The organism is Nitrospirota bacterium, assembly GCA_016219645.1.
GTDB lineage: Bacteria > Nitrospirota > Nitrospiria > Nitrospirales > Nitrospiraceae > Palsa-1315.
Map to the genome: position 1 here is coordinate 2,552 of JACRLR010000010.1, position 16,767 is coordinate 19,318.

29 protein-coding genes and 1 pseudogene are annotated in these 16,767 nt (G+C 54.3%); 8 read left to right on the top strand and 22 right to left on the bottom strand.

The features are described from left to right. Positions 1-265 precede the first annotated feature (265 nt). The 14 genes and pseudogenes from HZB34_02165 to HZB34_02230 form a co-directional block, all read right to left on the bottom strand. Entirely contained in the window at positions 266-598 is a 333-nt protein-coding gene (locus tag HZB34_02165) for a DUF5615 family PIN-like protein (GenBank protein ID MBI5314758.1), read from the bottom strand. Continuing rightward, positions 582-908, bottom strand: a complete 327-nt coding sequence (locus HZB34_02170) for a DUF433 domain-containing protein (protein MBI5314759.1) — start codon at positions 906-908, stop codon at positions 582-584. The genes HZB34_02165 and HZB34_02170 overlap by 17 nt, the downstream gene beginning before the upstream one ends. A gap of 503 nt (positions 909-1,411) precedes the next feature. After that, a pseudogene (locus tag HZB34_02175) lies at positions 1,412-1,770 on the bottom strand (DUF5615 family PIN-like protein). After that, on the bottom strand, positions 1,767-2,006 hold the full coding sequence (locus HZB34_02180; GenBank protein ID MBI5314760.1) for a DUF433 domain-containing protein: 240 nt from the start codon (positions 2,004-2,006) through the stop codon (positions 1,767-1,769). The pseudogene HZB34_02175 and the gene HZB34_02180 overlap by 4 nt, the downstream one beginning before the upstream one ends. A gap of 772 nt (positions 2,007-2,778) precedes the next feature. After that, positions 2,779-3,096 carry a type II toxin-antitoxin system RelE/ParE family toxin gene (locus tag HZB34_02185; GenBank protein ID MBI5314761.1) on the bottom strand — a complete coding sequence of 106 codons (318 nt, stop codon included), beginning with the start codon at positions 3,094-3,096 and terminating at the stop codon, positions 2,779-2,781. Then, entirely contained in the window at positions 3,083-3,322 is a 240-nt protein-coding gene (locus HZB34_02190; GenBank protein ID MBI5314762.1) for an addiction module protein, read from the bottom strand. The genes HZB34_02185 and HZB34_02190 overlap by 14 nt, the downstream gene beginning before the upstream one ends. Before the next feature lie 281 nt (positions 3,323-3,603). Continuing rightward, the gene (locus HZB34_02195) at positions 3,604-3,876 is read right to left on the bottom strand and encodes a DUF2442 domain-containing protein (protein MBI5314763.1); all 273 of its coding nucleotides are present in this window, start codon (positions 3,874-3,876) and stop codon (positions 3,604-3,606) included. 106 nt (positions 3,877-3,982) lie between these two features. After that, positions 3,983-4,180: a hypothetical protein gene (locus tag HZB34_02200; GenBank protein MBI5314764.1), complete on the bottom strand. Its 198-nt coding sequence runs from the start codon at positions 4,178-4,180 to the stop codon at positions 3,983-3,985. Next, a complete protein-coding gene (locus HZB34_02205) occupies positions 4,161-4,625 on the bottom strand; it encodes a type II toxin-antitoxin system VapC family toxin (protein ID MBI5314765.1) in 465 nt (154 codons plus the stop codon). The genes HZB34_02200 and HZB34_02205 overlap by 20 nt, the downstream gene beginning before the upstream one ends. A gap of 274 nt (positions 4,626-4,899) precedes the next feature. After that, a complete protein-coding gene (locus HZB34_02210) occupies positions 4,900-5,259 on the bottom strand; it encodes a helix-turn-helix domain-containing protein (protein MBI5314766.1) in 360 nt (119 codons plus the stop codon). Positions 5,260-5,273: 14 nt separating this feature from the next. After that, positions 5,274-5,567: a type II toxin-antitoxin system HigB family toxin gene (locus tag HZB34_02215; GenBank protein MBI5314767.1), complete on the bottom strand. Its 294-nt coding sequence runs from the start codon at positions 5,565-5,567 to the stop codon at positions 5,274-5,276. Between the two features lie 125 nt (positions 5,568-5,692). Then, positions 5,693-6,058 (bottom strand): DUF5615 family PIN-like protein, encoded by a 366-nt coding sequence (locus tag HZB34_02220; protein ID MBI5314768.1) that lies wholly within the window; start codon positions 6,056-6,058, stop codon positions 5,693-5,695. After that, positions 6,058-6,285, bottom strand: a complete 228-nt coding sequence (locus HZB34_02225) for a DUF433 domain-containing protein (protein MBI5314769.1) — start codon at positions 6,283-6,285, stop codon at positions 6,058-6,060. The genes HZB34_02220 and HZB34_02225 overlap by 1 nt, the downstream gene beginning before the upstream one ends. Beyond that, on the bottom strand, positions 6,282-6,512 hold the full coding sequence (locus HZB34_02230) for a hypothetical protein (protein MBI5314770.1): 231 nt from the start codon (positions 6,510-6,512) through the stop codon (positions 6,282-6,284). Before HZB34_02230 ends, HZB34_02225 begins: the two co-directional genes overlap by 4 nt. Before the next feature lie 1,050 nt (positions 6,513-7,562). On the opposite strand from HZB34_02230, the gene HZB34_02235 reads away from it, so the two are divergent. Continuing rightward, complete coding sequence (locus HZB34_02235) at positions 7,563-7,871, top strand: DUF433 domain-containing protein (GenBank protein MBI5314771.1); 309 nt, start codon at positions 7,563-7,565, stop codon at positions 7,869-7,871. 64 nt (positions 7,872-7,935) lie between these two features. Then, a complete protein-coding gene (locus HZB34_02240; GenBank protein MBI5314772.1) occupies positions 7,936-8,250 on the top strand; it encodes a DUF5615 family PIN-like protein in 315 nt (104 codons plus the stop codon). Between the two features lie 206 nt (positions 8,251-8,456). Here HZB34_02240 and HZB34_02245 read toward each other — a convergent pair whose 3' ends face one another. Continuing rightward, positions 8,457-9,134 (bottom strand): hypothetical protein, encoded by a 678-nt coding sequence (locus HZB34_02245; GenBank protein ID MBI5314773.1) that lies wholly within the window; start codon positions 9,132-9,134, stop codon positions 8,457-8,459. 488 nt (positions 9,135-9,622) lie between these two features. Between HZB34_02245 and HZB34_02250 the strand changes: the two genes are divergently transcribed. Both HZB34_02250 and HZB34_02255 read left to right on the top strand, forming a co-directional pair. Next, entirely contained in the window at positions 9,623-9,856 is a 234-nt protein-coding gene (locus HZB34_02250; GenBank protein MBI5314774.1) for an Arc family DNA-binding protein, read from the top strand. Further along, a complete protein-coding gene (locus HZB34_02255) occupies positions 9,853-10,287 on the top strand; it encodes a type II toxin-antitoxin system VapC family toxin (GenBank protein ID MBI5314775.1) in 435 nt (144 codons plus the stop codon). The genes HZB34_02250 and HZB34_02255 overlap by 4 nt, the downstream gene beginning before the upstream one ends. A 194-nt stretch (positions 10,288-10,481) precedes the next feature. Here the strand turns inward: HZB34_02255 and HZB34_02260 are convergent, their stop codons facing one another. The 3 genes from HZB34_02260 to HZB34_02270 form a co-directional block, all read right to left on the bottom strand. Next, positions 10,482-10,853: a DUF5615 family PIN-like protein gene (locus HZB34_02260; protein MBI5314776.1), complete on the bottom strand. Its 372-nt coding sequence runs from the start codon at positions 10,851-10,853 to the stop codon at positions 10,482-10,484. Then, positions 10,850-11,089 (bottom strand): DUF433 domain-containing protein, encoded by a 240-nt coding sequence (locus HZB34_02265; protein ID MBI5314777.1) that lies wholly within the window; start codon positions 11,087-11,089, stop codon positions 10,850-10,852. Before HZB34_02265 ends, HZB34_02260 begins: the two co-directional genes overlap by 4 nt. Positions 11,090-11,394: 305 nt before the next feature. Beyond that, positions 11,395-11,961: a Uma2 family endonuclease gene (locus tag HZB34_02270; GenBank protein MBI5314778.1), complete on the bottom strand. Its 567-nt coding sequence runs from the start codon at positions 11,959-11,961 to the stop codon at positions 11,395-11,397. Positions 11,962-12,785: 824 nt separating this feature from the next. Here HZB34_02270 and HZB34_02275 point away from each other — a divergent pair. Both HZB34_02275 and HZB34_02280 read left to right on the top strand, forming a co-directional pair. Further along, positions 12,786-13,043: a DUF2281 domain-containing protein gene (locus HZB34_02275; GenBank protein ID MBI5314779.1), complete on the top strand. Its 258-nt coding sequence runs from the start codon at positions 12,786-12,788 to the stop codon at positions 13,041-13,043. 57 nt (positions 13,044-13,100) lie between these two features. Continuing rightward, positions 13,101-13,412 carry a hypothetical protein gene (locus HZB34_02280; GenBank protein ID MBI5314780.1) on the top strand — a complete coding sequence of 104 codons (312 nt, stop codon included), beginning with the start codon at positions 13,101-13,103 and terminating at the stop codon, positions 13,410-13,412. Between the two features lie 172 nt (positions 13,413-13,584). Here HZB34_02280 and HZB34_02285 read toward each other — a convergent pair whose 3' ends face one another. From HZB34_02285 to wecB, 4 genes are all read right to left on the bottom strand, one after another. Further along, the gene (locus tag HZB34_02285; GenBank protein MBI5314781.1) at positions 13,585-13,779 is read right to left on the bottom strand and encodes a hypothetical protein; all 195 of its coding nucleotides are present in this window, start codon (positions 13,777-13,779) and stop codon (positions 13,585-13,587) included. 91 nt (positions 13,780-13,870) lie between these two features. Further along, the gene (locus HZB34_02290) at positions 13,871-14,146 is read right to left on the bottom strand and encodes a hypothetical protein (protein MBI5314782.1); all 276 of its coding nucleotides are present in this window, start codon (positions 14,144-14,146) and stop codon (positions 13,871-13,873) included. After that, positions 14,136-14,342 (bottom strand): hypothetical protein, encoded by a 207-nt coding sequence (locus tag HZB34_02295; protein MBI5314783.1) that lies wholly within the window; start codon positions 14,340-14,342, stop codon positions 14,136-14,138. The genes HZB34_02290 and HZB34_02295 overlap by 11 nt, the downstream gene beginning before the upstream one ends. Positions 14,343-14,716: 374 nt before the next feature. Continuing rightward, positions 14,717-15,817, bottom strand: a complete 1,101-nt coding sequence (gene wecB, locus HZB34_02300) for a UDP-N-acetylglucosamine 2-epimerase (non-hydrolyzing) (protein ID MBI5314784.1) — start codon at positions 15,815-15,817, stop codon at positions 14,717-14,719. A gap of 271 nt (positions 15,818-16,088) precedes the next feature. On the opposite strand from wecB, the gene HZB34_02305 reads away from it, so the two are divergent. Both HZB34_02305 and HZB34_02310 read left to right on the top strand, forming a co-directional pair. After that, positions 16,089-16,355 (top strand): type II toxin-antitoxin system VapB family antitoxin, encoded by a 267-nt coding sequence (locus HZB34_02305; protein MBI5314785.1) that lies wholly within the window; start codon positions 16,089-16,091, stop codon positions 16,353-16,355. Further along, a complete protein-coding gene (locus tag HZB34_02310) occupies positions 16,342-16,758 on the top strand; it encodes a PIN domain-containing protein (GenBank protein ID MBI5314786.1) in 417 nt (138 codons plus the stop codon). The genes HZB34_02305 and HZB34_02310 overlap by 14 nt, the downstream gene beginning before the upstream one ends. The last annotated feature ends 9 nt before the right edge of the window (positions 16,759-16,767 follow it).

Below are 16,767 nucleotides of genomic sequence, written 5' to 3' on the forward strand. Positions count from 1 at the left end.
GGAAGTGGGAAGTGGGGGGGCGGCGGGTTGCCAGGGTCCAAGGGGCAAGGTGCAAGATCCAAGTTGGGGGGAGGAGGGTTGGAAGCGGATTAGGGAAGGTTGAGGTTGAGGCGTGGGAAGTGTTGGAGGTTAGAGGTGTGAGGCGCCAAGTCGGGGGTAGAGGGATATGGGGGTAAGGGGTACAGGCTGAAGGGTGCTGCGCGAGGCAGAATGGCTGAGCCACTGTCAACCCATTCCCGGCGGGACCGTAGTCGACTGGGGGTTATTACAAGTATTCCACATGCCCTTGCATCTCTCCTGGTTCAAGGAGCTGATGGATAAGCATCAGGCCACGAATGATGTCGCCGACAGCGGTTCCCTGAGGGGCGTACACGATTCCCGCGTGGGTGTATCCTGTGGCATGCAAACGTAAGAAATCGTCATCTTGAGTGAAGAGGACATAGCCACCTGTCTGAGCCCGAGCCAGATGGTCCTCATCCGACGCGCTCCGTAGGCCGGCATCGAGTACCGTGAGCACCTCGGCGCCACGTTGCCGCAGCCCTTTTACTACAGCCGTAGCTACGTGCTCATCGACGTAAAACTTAATCGGTTTTCTCATCTCGCAGCGGCTCTTGAAGCTTCAATTGGAGCTTGGAAGGACTGCGCTGCCGCAATGCTTCCACAAAAGCGGCACTTTCTTCGATGGTTTGGTCGATCTCGGCGCGGTGGTCAAAATAGTAGGCGAGTGCGGCGTAGACATCCGCCAGCGTCAAGTCGTATTCATCGGCGATTTCATCTGCCCCCTTGCCGAGCCGCTCATGCCAAATCGCAATAGTCTGAACCGTAATGCGATGTCCGGCGATACGAGGCTTCCCTCCCGCGATGCCTGGTGTAATCTCGATGTGCTGGTCCAGCATTTTGGTTGCCATCTCACTCCTCCATCTGGATTGAAGGGGGTCAGGCATCATTTGTCGGAACGACCCGCTGGGCGCTTTGCGCAAATGGTGCCTGACCTCCTGGCCCTCCGTATGCGCTACAGTGCCATAGCATCCACATAGCGTCAAGCGCTGTTCCCCCGATTGCGCGAGAGGCGAACGGCGAGCAGAATGAAGGTGGAGGTGGGCAATTGCATGCGAGGCTGGCGGGACGTGCGAGAAAGGCTCAAGTCGCGAGTGGGGAGGGGGTAGTAGTCAGTGGTCACTTGTAAGTGGACAGTAGTGAGTAGCGAGTGGGGAAGAGTGTTGGAGGGGTGAAAATTGGTGAGTCGTTAGTGGCGAGTGGCAAGTGGTGAAGATAGGGTGAGGCAATTGGGAAGGTTAAGGTTGAGGTTGAGGTTGAGCAGGAAGGCGGGGGAGAGAAGAAGAAAAGACATGATGGCGCACGCATGGGCATGCGCGACGATGACGGAATGAGAACAAAGAGGCGAATTCGGCTACATCACGAGGGTAACGGCCGAGCGGTCGATCTCGACCAGCGTGTGGGCTTGGAGCACAGTCTCATTGGTTGGCAGGTGACGTTCCAACAAGACACAGATGCCTTGAGAAGAGATGTTGCCCGTCTTGATCAAGAGCAACTTCCAGGGCCGTCCTTGCAGCACATGCGAATAAAAGAAATCCGAGTCCTTTGAAACAACCACCCGTTGTTCAAGCACCGAGACCTGATTGATGATGGAATCCTTCGTCTTGTTCCCGGTCGGGAGATCCAGCGTATGCGTCGCGTCGTGTCGTGTCCATGCTGAACGAGAATGGCACAGAGCCGACGCGGGAGATGCGCATCGACGAGAAATTTCACGTCAATGCCAAATGCACGCTCTTGGCCGCCAGCATTTTTCGCGAAAACTCAAGGCACGCAAGAATATCATCCCGTTCCAGATCGGGAAACTCGGCCAGCACACGTTCCACGGAATCGCCCCCGGCTAGGTATTCGAGGATGCTTTCGACGGGATACCGCAAACCACGGATACAGGGCTTCCCATGGCAAATTTCTGGATCAACTGTGATGCGCGTGAGTAAACTGTCGTTTGACATGGGGCTATTGTACAGATCCTCGTGGAAGATGCCAAGACGATTTCATGAAGCTTGTAGATCACTGCTGTCCAACACAGGCTTTAACCAGCGAAAAGATATGGGGTCATTGTGTGACTTTGCACAGCGCGCCACTGTTACGCGATAGGCCTTGCATCCGCCCATCTCCCCTCGTGCGTAGCCGTCCCAGCTTGTCTCTCTGGTCTGTCTCGTCTCTCTGGTGTCTCTAGTTAACCGGGTCTCTCAACCGAACAGCCGAGACGGCAGGACGGACAAGATGGACCAGACAGACAAGACAGACCAAATAGACCAACGAGAGGTATTATGGGGAAAACTTATCTGAATCAGCCGGTTAACACAACTGATTGGAGGTTTGGGGCAAAGAGTGTTGGAGGCGTGAGGTTTGAGGTTGGAGGCAGGAAGAGAGGTTGAGGTCGCGAGTGGCAAGTGGTGAGTAGTAAGTGGTGAGTGGGGGGAGCGGGAGGAACGTTGGAGGGCGGAGGGGGGAGGTTGGAGGCGGTACCAAGAGAGGTTGAGGTTGAGGGGAGGCGAAGGGGTGCAGGCTGAAGGCCGAAGGTGGGAAAGGCTGAGGGGGAAGAATGTTGGAGGTGGGAGGTCTGAGGGTGGAGCCGGCAGAAAGAAAGAGTGCCTCACCCTCTTCTACGCAGCCGTGTCGATCAGGCTTTCCAAAGGAATCTGTAACGCCTGATCATATCATCAGCCATCTCTACCTTGACGAACATGTCTCTGATTTAATTGCCGATTTGTTACGGCCTCACGGCTGAATAGTGGGTACTCTCCGGCTTCGCCAATATCCCGGTTTTCTACGCCCATGCGCGACGGCAACAATCCAAACTCTCGCCCCCTTCAAGAGATAAACGAGAATGTAGGGAAAGCGCCGGACCAAGATTCGCCTGTGAGCCGACCCGTATTTTGTCCATCGTTCCGGCGAGGCAGCGACTAATTGGACCGCCCTTTCTATCTCCTGCTCAAAACTTTGGCCAAGATGCTTGCCGCACCTTGTATACCATTCCAACGCCGTGGCGTATTCCTCAGAGGCCTCGGGATGGAAAACAACGTCATGGTTTTTCACGAATTCTCTCAGCAGCCAGCTTTCGTACTGTTGACCAGGGAATAGACTTGGCCTCCCCTCGTTCTATTTCTTTAGTCCGGCGTTCAATCTCTGCAATCCAAGCAGCCTCCGCTTCGGGATCAGTTTCTCCCTCAAGCCCCGCCAATAGTTCTTCCACGATCTGAATCTTTTCCTTCTCGGGAAGCTCCATTGCAGCATCCAGAACTTTCTTTGTGGTTTGTTTCATCAGTTATCACCTCCTCCAGAATAGCGAAAAGTGTATGCCTCTCTATAAAGCAAAGCAAGCCAATGCAGGGGGGAAGCGGTCTGAAGAGAGGTTGAGGTCAAGGTTGAGGTTGAGCAGGGGGAGGAGTTCTGAATTAGGAATGTGGAATGTGGAATTAGGAGTTGGAGGCGGGTTGGGAAGGTTAAGGCTGAGGTTGAGCAGGGAGGGGGAAGAAGGTTGGGGCTACGGAGACGCGGCTCTGTCAGAAACGTGTGCATCCACGCAGCAAGCCGTCCAGGCTGCTACCTTGTGGGTGTTGTGGGACGAGGGGCTGGGGCCCCGTGCAGCATGCCTTCCACGCTGATATCCTCGTCAATATCGGGCCAGCGCACACCCTCCCCGTCACCAAGAATCTCCCAGTGTTGTCGCTGCTCCCGGGTGGCATCCGCTAAGCGCCATGACCAGACCAATGGCACACTGATCGTCCGTCCGTCTACTAAGTGCGCGATAACCTCATCGTCGCTGACTTCGATACTCATCACCCGAGGTTCAACGATCTTCGCCGCAGTGCTCATGCCATGCCTCCATGATCTGGGTCCAATGGATACCTCACTGAGCGCTAACCGTTCGGTTTTCACTGCCCGCTCCGTGCACGCTTCATGGTCGTCTCCGAAGGGCTTATCAAGCAGGTGCCTTGAGTGGCATGTCCCTTGGCGGTTCTCTATGGGCCTTGGCGCTTGACTGTCGCTGCTTCAGCTCATTTGATCGCTCCGCCCAAAACGTCAATTCCTGTTGTACCGTTAAACGTTCGATTTTCTCCTTCAATTGCTCCGCTCCTCGGTGCTTCATCTCGACACAGTCAAAGGTCTTGGTCTTCATATACGATTACCTCCTGGGGCGAGAATATGGAAATCGGAGCATGTCCCTTAAGAACGTTGATGGCATTATACAGGGGAATCTTGTCGTAATGCACAATGTGCTTAAAGTTCCAACTGACAATCATGGTGCATCCTGCGATGGTGGCGATGGCGACGTGTAACGCATCCTCGGCCCACTTCGGCGCAACGACGCCTGCTTCCACATACGCCGATCTCAGGTCGAGCGCAGATTGATTGATTTCGGCCACTTCCATGAACCCAAGCATGTCGGCGAACAATCGTTGAACATCAGGGGGTGCAGGAGCAATTTCTTCCTGAACGAGCGCCGAAGTCACCAACGAAAATCTTCCGTCCCGTATTTGTCGGAACAACGTTCTGCTGGTTTCGCGAAACTCTTCGTCAAAAACCCCGCCAAACACGGACGTGTCGGCATACACCCGAGGGATTGCCATCATTCCTCCCCGTTTTCTTCTGAAATAAAGACTGTGTCTGGGGCGTCGATGCTCGCCGCCGGCACCTGGACACGACCATCACTATCGGTCACAAATCCCATGTGGCCTCTTGCATGGAGGCTGAGAATGAGCATTTTTACTCCATCATGAGGTTTCGCACAAGGTTGGAGGCGGTGGGGAAGGTTAAGGCTGAGGTTGAGGTTGAGCGAGAAGATGTTGGAGGTGGGAGGTTAGAGGTTGGCAGAAAGAAAGAGTGCCTCACCCTCTTCTACGCAGCGGTGCCGATCAGGCTTTCCAAAGGAATCTGTAACGCCTGATGGAGGCGACGGATCATCGGCAACGTCAGCCTCCGTTTCTTCGCCAGCACCTCTGAGACACGACCACGGCCACCAATGACCGCTTCGAGATCTTTCCGGGTCATCCCAAGTTGGTCCATCCGGAATTTGACTGCTTCAATCGGATCCGGTGGACATATCGGGTAATGCTTTGCCTCGTAGGCTTCAACCAGGACGGCCAACACGTCCAACTCATCTCCAGCCTTCGAACCAGGCTTGGCATCCATGAGCTGGTGAATTCGCCGTAGCGCCCGTTCATAGTCCCGTTCCGACTTAACCGGACGAATATCCATCATGTTCCACCTCCCTATACACGGATAACATCAATCCGGTCATACTCCCGGTGCGAGCCGACAAAGCGGACATACACAATACGAAATGGATAATTCAGTTTCGCCACAAGTCGATACTTGTTTCCCCCGATATTGAACACCACACGATTATCTCGAAGGAGACTCGCGGAGCTGAATTGCGCTTTCACGGCCGACGGATGAGCCCAGTCGGCTCGGGTGACTTCCTGATGCCATGCTTCCAACGGTCCTTTGGCCAGAGGGTGTTGTTCCCAAAATACTCGAAGAGTCCGCTTGGCAATAATCCGCACCGCGAGATGGTAACACGATCCCAATCCGGGAGCAACGCCCTGCTCTCTCGCTTCTATTCAGGTTGAGGGGGGAAGAGTGTTGGAGGTTGGAGGCGGTTTGAAGAGAGGTTGAGGCGGTCCCCTTTTTATTCGAATGGTAAGACACGTGCTCTGGCGCGCTGAGGATCAATGGAAATCAGCGCCCCCTCTTCCAGTTGGCGGCGGAATTGATTGATTGCATTGATAAGCACGTTTCGAAGTCCATCCGGCAGCACGTCCTGTGCGCGCACTTGGATGACACTGGGGCCGACCGCCTGTGTTGCCGCCAGTAATGCAGAGAAATCAAGATCGTGCGTCACCACCACATATGCATGCTCTCTGGCCCAGGCCATGATGGACTCGTCAGTTGCGCGATGAGTACCGACGGTCGACCAGTGCACGGCTTCCCACCCTTCCGCGGTTAGCACGTCGATCCAGTCCGGTGAGAGATTCATGTCGATCAGAAACTTCATCAGGACACCAGGGGAAGGTCCTTTTCCTCCGATCGCCATGCCGCGTATGTGAGGGCCTGCAACACATCTTCCCGCTCAATGTAGGGATAGGCTGCCAGCACTTCCTCAAGAGCCTTTCCCGATGCCATCAAGCCCACTATTGTGCCGACAGTCACCCGCATGCCCCGAATACAGGGCTTCCCTCCCATCACCGCAGAGTCCATTGTGATCCGATCCAACTGTTTCATGGTTTCCCCCACGCCATTAGACGGCCAACCTTCTTGAGCCGTTGACGAATACGATTGTACGGAATAGCTCGCTCTGCGCGACGCTCATACCATTTGACCACGTCGATGAGGTCTTCCTTCAACGCCGGGTCGGCGAAGAGTCGCTGCATAATCACGTCTCGCCCGGATTTCGGCAAGGCCTCAAATGCCGTCATGAACACTTCTGCTGTGGCCACTGCTCTTTTCATAATGGTTCCCTCCGTTGAACGAAGACTGTGTCTGGGGCGTTGATGCTTGCCGCCGGCACCAGCACACGACTATCACTATCGGTCACACATCCCATGTGATCACTTGCATGGAGATTGAGAATGAGCATTTTTACTCCATCATGAGGTTTCGCGCAAGGTTGGGGGCGGTGGGAGGAAAGAGCGCTGGAGGTTAGAGGTATGAGGTTGGAGGCGGGTTGGGAAGGTTCAGGTTGAGGCTGAGGTTAAGGGGGAGGGAGGGGGAGTGTTGGAGGTTAGAGGCCTGAAGAGAGGTTGAGGTTAAGGTTGAGCGGGGAAGAGGAATGTTAGAGGCGGTTTGGGAAGGAGCTGACAATACATGGGGTCGTTGCTTGACTTTGCACAGCGCGCCACTGTTACGCGATAGGCCTTGCACCCGCCCATGTCCCCTCGTGCGTAGCCGTCCCAGCTTGTCTCTCTGGTCTGTCTCGTCTCTCTGGTGTCTCTAGCAGGCTGTTGACAAAGTCCGCCAGCGGCGTTCTCGCGGCGCTCAGAGGCTCAACGTACTGCAGAGAGTACGCTTCGCCTCGTCGCTTGCTGCGGCCTTGCTGGACGGCCTTTCTGAACAGCCTGCGATGGCTTCTGACGGACAAGGCGGTGACTGGTAAGTAGTGAGTAGCGAGTGGCAAGAGGTGAAAGGCTGAGGGGGAAGAATGTTGGAGGGTGGAGGTGTGAGGTCGCGAGTGGTAAGTGGTCAGTAGTGTCCGGCAGAATCGAAAAGCGTCATTTATGTAGCCGTAACCGGTTGATTTGCAAAGAAGCAGATTTTCAGTTCGTTTTCAAATCGGAGACACCATGATATCAATGAAACGCCGTGCTGCCATTGGCTTCCCGTGATCGAAGCCCGTTTTCTACCGGACACTAGTGGTAAGTGGTGAGTGGGGGGAGGCTGGGAGTTCCGAATTAGGAATGAGGAATGTGGAATTATGAATGAGGGGTTGGAGGCGTGGGGAAATGTTGGAGGGTGGAGGTTAGAGGGTGGAGGCGTATGGGGAAGGTTAAGGGAAAGGATTCTTGCTCATCTACAACGATTCGGCTAGACTACATGCGATGCCACGAGTGCTACATCCTCACATTGTCAGCGATGCCCATCTGTGTGGGGGAAGTCCACGCATTGAGGGATCACGAATTCCCGTGAGGACCATCGCTGTCTATGTTCTGCACCACGGTACAGCTCCCGAAGCGTTGCTCGGTTACTATCCTCAACTGAGCCTCGCCGCCATCTACGACGCGCTTTCTTATTACTACGATAATCGAGAGGAGATCGATGCCGAGATTGCTGCGAATGCCGCCCTCGAACCACCGGCTCCGTCTCTCGCCTAATCCGTTCCTGTAAACTCAGGCCCTTTGCCAGACAATGCGGCTGTACTTCGACGAAAATGTTCCAGTGCCCCTCGCCACTGCTCTTGCAGAGCATGGGATCGATTGTCTGACAACTCGAGATGCCGGAAACCGAGGCCTTTCTGATGAGGAACAGCTCATGTTTGCCACGCAGGAGCAGCGATCTCTGGTGACCTTCAACTGCAAGGACTTCCTGTCCCTTGCGACGCGCTGGCAAGAAGTCGGTCGTTCGCATACCGGCATGATCCTTTCCAAAGAACTTCCATTACCGGAGTTGATCCGTCGGTTTCGCCACCTTGCGATTCGCTGCCGCGATCGCAATCTCAGGGACATAATCATCTGGCTGCCGGTCATACGCTAGCCTACAGTGAGGGCGAGTGCTGAATTAGGAATGTGGAATGTGGAATTAGAGAGTGGGACGTAAAGTCTCAAGGTCCAAGTTGCAAGGTCCGAGGTCGTGGATCGGAATCTTATAACTCAGAACCCAGAACTCAGAACTTGCCCCCGTCTCCCCTGCCCCGCTTGTCGCGCGGGTATCTAGCCTCAACCTTCCCAGCAGCCTCCAGCTCAAACCGTTTTCCGCTGCTGCCAGTTTCTGGCGCCAAGACCAATCAGGGCTACTAATCCTGCACCGAAGAGGAGCACAGCTGGCGGCAGCGGAACTGTTGTGAGCGAAGTGATTATACCGGTGACATGCGAGTTTGCCCCGCCCTCGAAGGTTACGCGGAATGCATTGCCGTGAATAAAGGAACTCACGTCCGGTGCCGTCGCCGGCAAGGAATTGTCGGCAAATATGCTTGTGGGGCCGGTCAGAGTGAATTCAAATGAGACAGGATCGCGGGGGGTGGTGATGTTCACTGGTCCTCCTCCCGTAATCCCCGACTCCACATGGTAGCTATCAAGTGGCGTATTATTACCCACGCTAATTTGATTCGGGGGGTCCGAGCTCTGCGTACTGGAGTAGGTACCAAGGGTGAAATTCAGACCACTGGGCACTGAGATCGCGTCGGGGTAGTTACCACTGTCACCAGATTCTGAAGTGGTTGATTCAAACGTATAAAACCCATGGAGTGGTGATAAAAAGGTGTAGCGTGAGTCCACCACGTTCGTGCCAATTTCAACCACCAGTCCATGAAATTCAAAGGTCACCGGCGCAGCCGAGGCTGGAGAGGTGGCAATGCCGACACAAAGAAGGAGACCGACCGTGATTCCGAGGCTTCGTAGACACCGCCCTAGCGTACTCATAGGTCCTCCTTTGCTTACTATCGCTGTCTTAAAGATCGACTCTGCCCCACAAGACGGCACACGTATATCTACTTGTGTGACAAGATGTCAACCACGAAATTTAACTAGCGAGTAGGAAGTGGTAAGTGGTGAGTGGGGGGGCAGGAAGAAAGGTTGAGGCGGAGCCGTTGGAGGTGGGAGGATGGAGGCGTGAAGAAAGGTTGAGGCTGAGGGATGGGAATGTTGGAGGATGGAGGTAGGAAGAAAGGTTGAGGCTGAGGCTGAGGTTGAGCGGGGAAGTGTTGGAGGATGGAGGCGTGAAGAAAGGTTGAGGTTAAGGTTGAGCGAAAGAGGTCGAGGCTGAAGGCTGATGACTGAAGGGGGAGGAAAGTTGGAGGTTGGAGGCGGGCAAGGGCATGGAGGCAGCTTGGTCTTGTGTGATGTTGACCGCGTACTTTTCAAATGCTATCATTCTGCTATCGTTGCGATGTCAGAACCAGGAGGCGCATATGGCACAGGTGCTTGTTCGGCAACTCGACAGCAAGGTAGTCGTTCGTCTGAAGAAGCGGGCGAAGGAGCATGGCCGCTCCCTGCAATCTGAAGTGAAGACGATTCTGGAAGACGCGGTGCCGGACTACGAGGCAGCCTGGAAACGAATCGAGGGATTTCGCAAGCGATTGAAAAAGTCACGCGTGGCATTCAGCGATAGCGCTGATCTCATCCGCGAGGACCGCGACCGGTGAGCGGCTATGTTGTAGATGCCAGTGTGGCGATCAAGTGGTTCATTCCTGAAATCCATTCTGAAGCCGCACTCCAGGCCACGCGATTACGCCAGCTGCTTCATGTTCCAGCCTTCATTACCATGGAACTCGGCAACGTCATCGCCAAAAAGATTAGACGAGGGGAACTATCCCGGGAGAATGGCAGAACCATTCTCAAAGAGTTGCCACATCTTCCATTTCAGCGACATGCCGATCAACGACTGTTCCCTGCCGCCTACGACCTGGCGCTGGATACGCAGCAAAGTCTGTACGATTGTCTCTATCTTGCCCTCGCCGAGGCCATCGATGGGCGATTGATCACCGCCGACCGGAAATTCTACAAGGCATTAACCGGTGGGGTCTTTGATCAGCGATTGGTGTGGGTGGAGGATCTGGCGAGTCGTAAGTGGTGAGCCGCAAGGTTGGGGCGATTGGGAAAGGTCAAGGTTGAGGGGCTGAAAATTGGTGAGTAGTAAGTGGTTAGTGGCGAAGAGCGTTGGAGGTTGGAGGCGGGTCGGAAGGTTAACAAGGTTGAGGTTAAGGGGGGAAGGGAGGGAGGCAGTCAGGATTTAGGGGATATGGGGGAGGGAAAAGGACGGAGCTTTGGCTACTGGTCTTCCACCTTGAGGCGACGGATTCGAAGTTTATGATCAGTAATGACAATAAAGGCGCGTTTCCAGGATTCGACGGGCTCCGTCTGAAAGGCCGCCTGAACTCGTCTGGCGAGGGCGTCCCGGCCTGGTGCACGAAGTCGAACCAGCAAAAGTCCATGATGTGTTCCCGGGGCATAGCGGCGGACGTCGGAAAAGTCTAAATCCTGCATGATCAGGAAACGCTTGGTAGTCTGGGCAGCCTTCCAGATGTCGCTGTCCGGTCTGCCCGTCAACCCTTCTTGCGGAACCGAGTCAGTATCATGTCCCAGCTCAGCCAGCAGTCGGACCAACCGGACCGGGAGGTTCTCGTCCAGTTTGATCTTCATGCAATATGGGGGATGCTCGGAAAAGGCAAATCCTCTTCAGCGGAAGAAGCGGCGAAGGCAATCACCGCACCGACAGCACGCTCCGTCAAGGTGGGAAAATCATCAAGAATATCTTGGATGGTTGCCCCCTCGGCCAGGCTCGCTAGGATTGTGCGCACGGTCACCCGTGTGCCCTTGACCACAGGCTCCCCGCCGCAAATTGTGGCATCTCGCACAATATACTCTTCATAGTTCATAACTTTTCCTCCAATTAGTCGGATGCCTGTTCATTCCTTACATAAGGAACGGTCACAGGGCCCGTTTGGGGCTAACTCTCAGTGCGGGCCGTCCAATTCTAGCATGGTAACGCCTGTCTGACACCATAGGATTACTTCAACACTTCCAGAAGAGGTTGGGTCGGCAAGGTTCAAACTCCAAGGTGCAGGGTTCAAGTTGGGGGGGGAAGTTGGAGGTCTGAGGTTGGAGGCAGGAGGAGAGGTTAAGGTTGAGGCTAAGGTTGAGCAGGGGGAGGAGTTCTGAATTAGGAATGTGGAATGAGGAATTATGAATGAGGGGTTGGAGGGCTGAAAATTGGTGAGTAGTAAGTGGTGAGTGGCAAGTGGGGAGAAGAATGTTGGAGGTTAGTCAGGATAATAGCCTGACCATATCGGTCAGCGGTGAATCGGTAGATTTTGACCAGATCGAGTTCCGGGTCGATGATCCAATATTCAGGAACGGCATAATGCGCATAGCGCTGCCGCTTAATCGTCTCGTCCAGTTTTCGATTCCCTTCGGAAAGGATTTCAACGAGCAGTGCAGGGACGCCACGAATGTTCGCTTCTGTAATGATCGATCTTTGCGCGTGCGTTACAAAAATCAGATCGGGTTGAACCACATCAAAATCCGAAAGAACGACATCGCACGGAGCGTCGAAAACTTCTCCTAAAGGATGTTGCTGGAGAAAGTTATACAGCGCAGCGAACAGTCTTCCCGAAATACGTTGATGTTTGATGTTAGGCGAAGGGGACATGCAATGTTCTCCTTCGATCAACTCATGACGTTTCCCGTCATCAGGAATGAGTCGGTAGTCTTCATACGTGAGTTTAAGGTGTCCGGTCTCGGTCGTCATACGTGCCTCACGGGCTGCTCACCATTCGTGCGCATACAGTAACAAGGATATTGCGAAATCACAAGAAAGAAGAATGAGCCCCCTCCCCGATTTCTGAGGAATCGCGCCCTGTTTCAATCGGGTCTGTCTGGTCTATCTTGTCTATCTGGTCGTTCTGGTCTATCTAGTCTGTCTTGTCTATCTCGTCTGTCTGGTCTATTTGGTTGAGAGTCGGATAACAAGGGAGACCAGATGAACCAGATGCGGAAAACTTATCTGATTCTGCTGGTTTCCACAACTAAGTTAGGTATATAGGCTGAAGGGCTCAGAATTGGTGAGTAGTGAGTAGTCAGTGGGAAATGGCAAGTTGTAAGTAGTAAGTGGCGAGTGGGGAAGATAGGTTGAGGCTAAGGTTGAGGGGGGACGAATTAGGAATGTGGAATGTGGAATGATGAATGAGGGGGTGGAGGGCTGAAAATTGGTGAGTAGTCAGTGGTGAGTGGGAAATGGCAAGTTGTAAGTAGTAAGTGGCAAGGGGGGAGAAGAATGTTGGAGGTTTGAGGGGTGAGGTTGGAGGCTGAAAATTGGTGAGTAGTAAGTGGCGAGTGGCAAGTGGGGAAGATAGGTTGAGGTTGAGGAGAGTGTGCCTAGGGAGATCCTCTCCAGAGAGTCGCGAGGTTGCCGTCGTTCGGGGTCTGCGCGCTAGTGTGCTACGGGGTGGCCAGTAAGTGCTCCATGCGTTCGACGATGCAGGGGGTGGCAGTTCTAGTTCGTCTTACTAGCAGTAGCTGATTAGCTTGCGTATATATAATAGGGGCCGTCTGATAGGGAATTGAGTGGACTCCGTGGGACGTCGATCTCAAAGCGTGCCAAGCACTATCTCGCGGAAGCTGCAGACGCTCCCTCCATCAAAACAGCTAGAAGTTTTGGATTTTGTCGACTACCTCGCATCGCGTACGAAAGCCAATGCGCCAGGAGCCGCTGTCTACGCCTACTCCGCCGCGCTGGTGAGACGTAAACGATTGAAAAAGTTCTCGCTTCAGAAAATTGCAGCGCTCGTGCATGAAGTCCGCAATGGCACCCATTCGGCGCGCGGTCTTTGATACCAACTCCTGATTTAGGCCTATCTCTGGCCTGGTACACCGCGACAGGCCCTGGAGATGGTGCGCAGCGGGCGCTGTGCGCTCGTTTCGGCCGATGCCGCGATTGAGGAATTCGTCCGCGTGTTGGGCTACCGGAAATGTGGGCTGTCGCCGGAAGAAATCATCCCCCTCGTCTCTCCCCAACATGACGTGCGTGTCATCACCCAAGACATAGCCGACAACCTCTTTCTCTCAATTGCATTGGAGGGTGGCTGCACCGTGATTGTATCCGGCGATCACCACCTGCTCGACCTTCGGCGCGCTATCAGCAGGTCCGGATTGTGTCTGCAGCGACTTTTGTGCGCGCTTTGCAGCCAGATTAAGGGGTGAGGTTAAGGTTGAGGGGCTTGGGGGTTCTGAGTTGGAATGCTGAATTAGGAATTTGGGATGATGAATGATAGAGTAGATGTTGGGCAATGAAGCGGAAAGATCAAATTGGGGAAGAACTTATCGGTTGAGGCTATCTGACGAAGAGATGGGCCTTGCGTGAATGGCTCCCGCACTAGGCCGCAACGTGGCGCTTGATTTTGCGGAGTTCCTGTTCGAGTCGATTCAGACGGGATTGGATCGACTCCTGCTGTGTGATGTTGGTTGTCAGCAGAGTGTTCAAAAGTCGCTGGTAAGGGATTCCGGCGTTGCGCGATAGTGTCTTCAGTGCCTTGAGACTATCCGAGTCAAGATTGGCTGTAATCGTCACCCGGTTTTTCTTTGAGAGCCGTACGGATCTTGTTGCCGCGCTTAGGAACTAATGGGATCCGGCATGAGTGGCCAAGTGTCACCAAGATCAATCAATCCTCCGGCATTCGATCTACAATTCGATCCCATTCTTTGATGGCAGGCTTTACATGGTGATTCAGGTGTGTAAGAGCGGCATAGAGTCGCCCCTCGTATTCATCCCGGTTTGTGTCGTCCGGCGGAATCACTCTCAAGGTGGCTGACAGATTATGGATCTCTTCCACGGCCTCAAGGATATCTTCAAAGTGATGCTCGAGGGTTGGGGTGGAGGGCATTACCAGCGTCTCCGGTTCAGAAAAGGCTACGCGCGATGTTCGTTTAGTCTTCATGATGCCTACCTTTCATCAATCGCCGTTCAAGATTCTTGACCGTTCGCTGCCAGGCTGTAATTTCCGTCTTCCAATGCCCAATCAGTGTGTCGTCCGGAACCGACCGGTTCTGCTCACGAGCGATTTTTCTCAAGTGGATTGCGATCACGCTGCGCAAACCTGCGATCCTTGTTCGCAGTTTCTTATTACGCCCCATGCCTCTCCCAGTATCGGTAACGGTAACCGTACAGCCGCCTACCACAACCTGTCAATTCTGTGCTCCCTCGCCGATTGGAAGGGCGACAGTCCCCTCCCTCGCGGCTGTCCCTTCCTTTTCGAAGGCCAGAACATACGCGTTCAGGCCTTTCGCTTCAACAGCAGACTAGGGGCTGGGGGGCTGGGTTCTGAGTTGGAATGCTGAATTAGGAATTTGGAATGATGAATGATGGAGTAGATGTTGGGGAATGAAGCGGATAGATCCAAGTTGCAGGGTTCAAGTTTGAGCTCAGATCTTATAACTCAGAACCCAGAACTCAGAACTTCTGGCCCAAGATAGGGGGACAGGCGGCGCCGAGGAGGGCGGAACCTGATTCAACGGCCTGCCAGTAGGCGCTCGAGATGTTCGACGATTCGGGGAGCGGCTTTGCCGTCCCACATTGGGGGGATTGCGCCCTTCTTCCACTCCCCTGCCATCAATCGTGCGAGGGGGGGTGGGAGTTTCCGCGGATCGGTGCCGATGAGTTCATTCGTCCCGATCGTGACGGTCTCAGGCCGCTCGGTGTTGTCTCGCAGGGTGAGGCAGGGTACTCCGAGAACCGTCGTCTCCTCTGTGATGCCGCCGGAATCGGTAATCACCCCTTTGGCATGTTTCACGAGGTAGTTGAATTCCAGGTAGCCGAGTGGATCGACATAGTTCAGTTGCGGGGTCTTGCTGTCGAGCTCGCGCAGGTTCTTGGCGGTGCGGGGATGGACGGGAAAGACCACCGGCAAGCCGCCAGTTCCCTGGGCGATGGCATGCAACAGTTGCAGCAATTGCTGCTCCCCGTCCACATTGGCCGGCCGATGGAGTGTGACGACAAAGTAATTGTGCGGCGTCAGCTTCAGCTGTTCCCAACAGGCAGGCGGACGCAGGCGCAGGAGCTGCTTGAGCAAGGTGTCGATCATCGTATTGCCGACGAAGAAGATGCGATCGTCCGCGACTCCCGAGCGACGAAGTGTGTCGTTGGCTGTTTCGCTGGTGGTGAAAAACCAGTTGGTGATCGAATCGGTCACGACCCGGTTGATTTCCTCCGGCATGGTCCAATCACCTGAACGGATGCCGCCCTCCACATGCGCCACCGGTACGCCCAACTTCCGGGCGGCGATGGAACAGGCCATGGTCGAGGTGACGTCCCCGACGACCAGGCAGAGATCGCTCTTGTCTTTGAAGAGTACCTTTTCATAGTTCACCATGATGGCGGCAGTCTGTTCGGCATGGGAGCCGGAGCCGACTTCCAGGTTGATGTCCGGATCGGGGATGCCGAGTTCCTCGAAGAAACTGCCGGACATGGCGCGGTCGTAATGTTGACCGGTATGGATCAGGCGAAACCGGAGCGGCCCTCCCCGCTTCTCTGCTGCCTTCAACGCGTCGATGATCGGCGCGATCTTCATGAAATTGGGCCGTGCCCCTGCGATGAGATCGATTCGTTTCACTTTTGTTGGCCTCGTTTATTTGGTTTGTTTGGTTTGTTTAGTTGGGAGAACTCTCAACGAGAGGAACCAAATGAACAAAATAAACCAAATGAACCAAACAAACCAGAAAGACCTACCAGAGGTCTCATGGGGAACTACTTATCGTATTTATTCTTTTTCCACAACTTAAGATAGATTTTTGACAGACGGCGGGGCGAGAGCCGTTGGAGGTTTGAGGCTCAAGGGGAAGGGAAGTGTCGGAGGTTAGAGGCAGTTGGGGAAGGAGAGAGCGTTGACAGAGCACCACAAAGGCGATATTGTGGTGCCTATGGCTCGTGGAACTAAACGACTGTCCGTGGCGCTCGATCACGCCCTTCTGGCCGAAGCCAGGCGTTTGACGCGCTCGCGAAGCAAGCGAGCGACCATTGCCAAGGCTCTTGAAGAACTTGTGAAGTTGGAACATCGCAAGGCATTGGCGCACGCTGTAGGCACAGGCGTGTTTGAAACCACCGAAGCCGAATTCCGCTCTCGCCGCCGTCGCATACATGCCCGCCGTTGATCTCGGACCTCGCCTTATCGATACCAGCGTGTGGATCCGGGCAGACCGCAAAGCCCATGATGCTGTGAAGCATCGACTCAAGGAATTACTAGTTGCGGGGTTCGTGCATATCTGTTGGCCAATTCGAGCAGAGCTACTCATTGGCGTAAAAACTCCAGAACGGTGGGCAACCCTCAATGAGCAACTGGGGGCACTTGAACAGGCGCCACTATTGAATGAAGTATGGGAACGAGCAGCCCGTTTAGGTCATCAGCTTGCTCGAACAGGCCAAAGCGTTCCACTGCCTGATCTCCTAATTGCTGCCACTGCACTGCTGTATCGCCTTCCGCTTTGGAGTGTGGATAGCGACTTTAGGCGCATCGCTTCTGTCGCTCCGTTGGATCTTGACCTATGGGAAGGTTGAGGTTGAGGC

Excerpts from the sequence above, each read along its gene's own strand:
- HZB34_02165 (MBI5314758.1), bottom strand. The coding sequence starts at position 598 with ATGAGAAAACCGATTAAGTTTTACGTCGATGAGCACGTAGCTACGGCT.
- HZB34_02170 (MBI5314759.1), bottom strand. The coding sequence starts at position 908 with ATGGCAACCAAAATGCTGGACCAGCACATCGAGATTACACCAGGCATC.
- HZB34_02180 (MBI5314760.1), bottom strand. The coding sequence starts at position 2,006 with ATGTCAAACGACAGTTTACTCACGCGCATCACAGTTGATCCAGAAATT.
- HZB34_02190 (MBI5314762.1), bottom strand. The coding sequence starts at position 3,322 with ATGAAACAAACCACAAAGAAAGTTCTGGATGCTGCAATGGAGCTTCCC.
- HZB34_02195 (MBI5314763.1), bottom strand. The coding sequence starts at position 3,876 with ATGAGCACTGCGGCGAAGATCGTTGAACCTCGGGTGATGAGTATCGAA.
- HZB34_02200 (MBI5314764.1), bottom strand. The coding sequence starts at position 4,180 with ATGAAGACCAAGACCTTTGACTGTGTCGAGATGAAGCACCGAGGAGCG.
- HZB34_02210 (MBI5314766.1), bottom strand. The coding sequence starts at position 5,259 with ATGGATATTCGTCCGGTTAAGTCGGAACGGGACTATGAACGGGCGCTA.
- HZB34_02220 (MBI5314768.1), bottom strand. The coding sequence starts at position 6,058 with ATGAAGTTTCTGATCGACATGAATCTCTCACCGGACTGGATCGACGTG.
- HZB34_02225 (MBI5314769.1), bottom strand. The coding sequence starts at position 6,285 with ATGAAACAGTTGGATCGGATCACAATGGACTCTGCGGTGATGGGAGGG.
- HZB34_02230 (MBI5314770.1), bottom strand. The coding sequence starts at position 6,512 with ATGAAAAGAGCAGTGGCCACAGCAGAAGTGTTCATGACGGCATTTGAG.
- HZB34_02245 (MBI5314773.1), bottom strand. The coding sequence starts at position 9,134 with ATGAGTACGCTAGGGCGGTGTCTACGAAGCCTCGGAATCACGGTCGGT.
- HZB34_02250 (MBI5314774.1), top strand. The coding sequence starts at position 9,623 with ATGGCACAGGTGCTTGTTCGGCAACTCGACAGCAAGGTAGTCGTTCGT.
- HZB34_02260 (MBI5314776.1), bottom strand. The coding sequence starts at position 10,853 with ATGAAGATCAAACTGGACGAGAACCTCCCGGTCCGGTTGGTCCGACTG.
- HZB34_02265 (MBI5314777.1), bottom strand. The coding sequence starts at position 11,089 with ATGAACTATGAAGAGTATATTGTGCGAGATGCCACAATTTGCGGCGGG.
- HZB34_02270 (MBI5314778.1), bottom strand. The coding sequence starts at position 11,961 with ATGACGACCGAGACCGGACACCTTAAACTCACGTATGAAGACTACCGA.
- HZB34_02280 (MBI5314780.1), top strand. The coding sequence starts at position 13,101 with ATGGTGCGCAGCGGGCGCTGTGCGCTCGTTTCGGCCGATGCCGCGATT.
- HZB34_02290 (MBI5314782.1), bottom strand. The coding sequence starts at position 14,146 with ATGAAGACTAAACGAACATCGCGCGTAGCCTTTTCTGAACCGGAGACG.
- HZB34_02295 (MBI5314783.1), bottom strand. The coding sequence starts at position 14,342 with ATGGGGCGTAATAAGAAACTGCGAACAAGGATCGCAGGTTTGCGCAGC.
- HZB34_02310 (MBI5314786.1), top strand. The coding sequence starts at position 16,342 with ATGCCCGCCGTTGATCTCGGACCTCGCCTTATCGATACCAGCGTGTGG.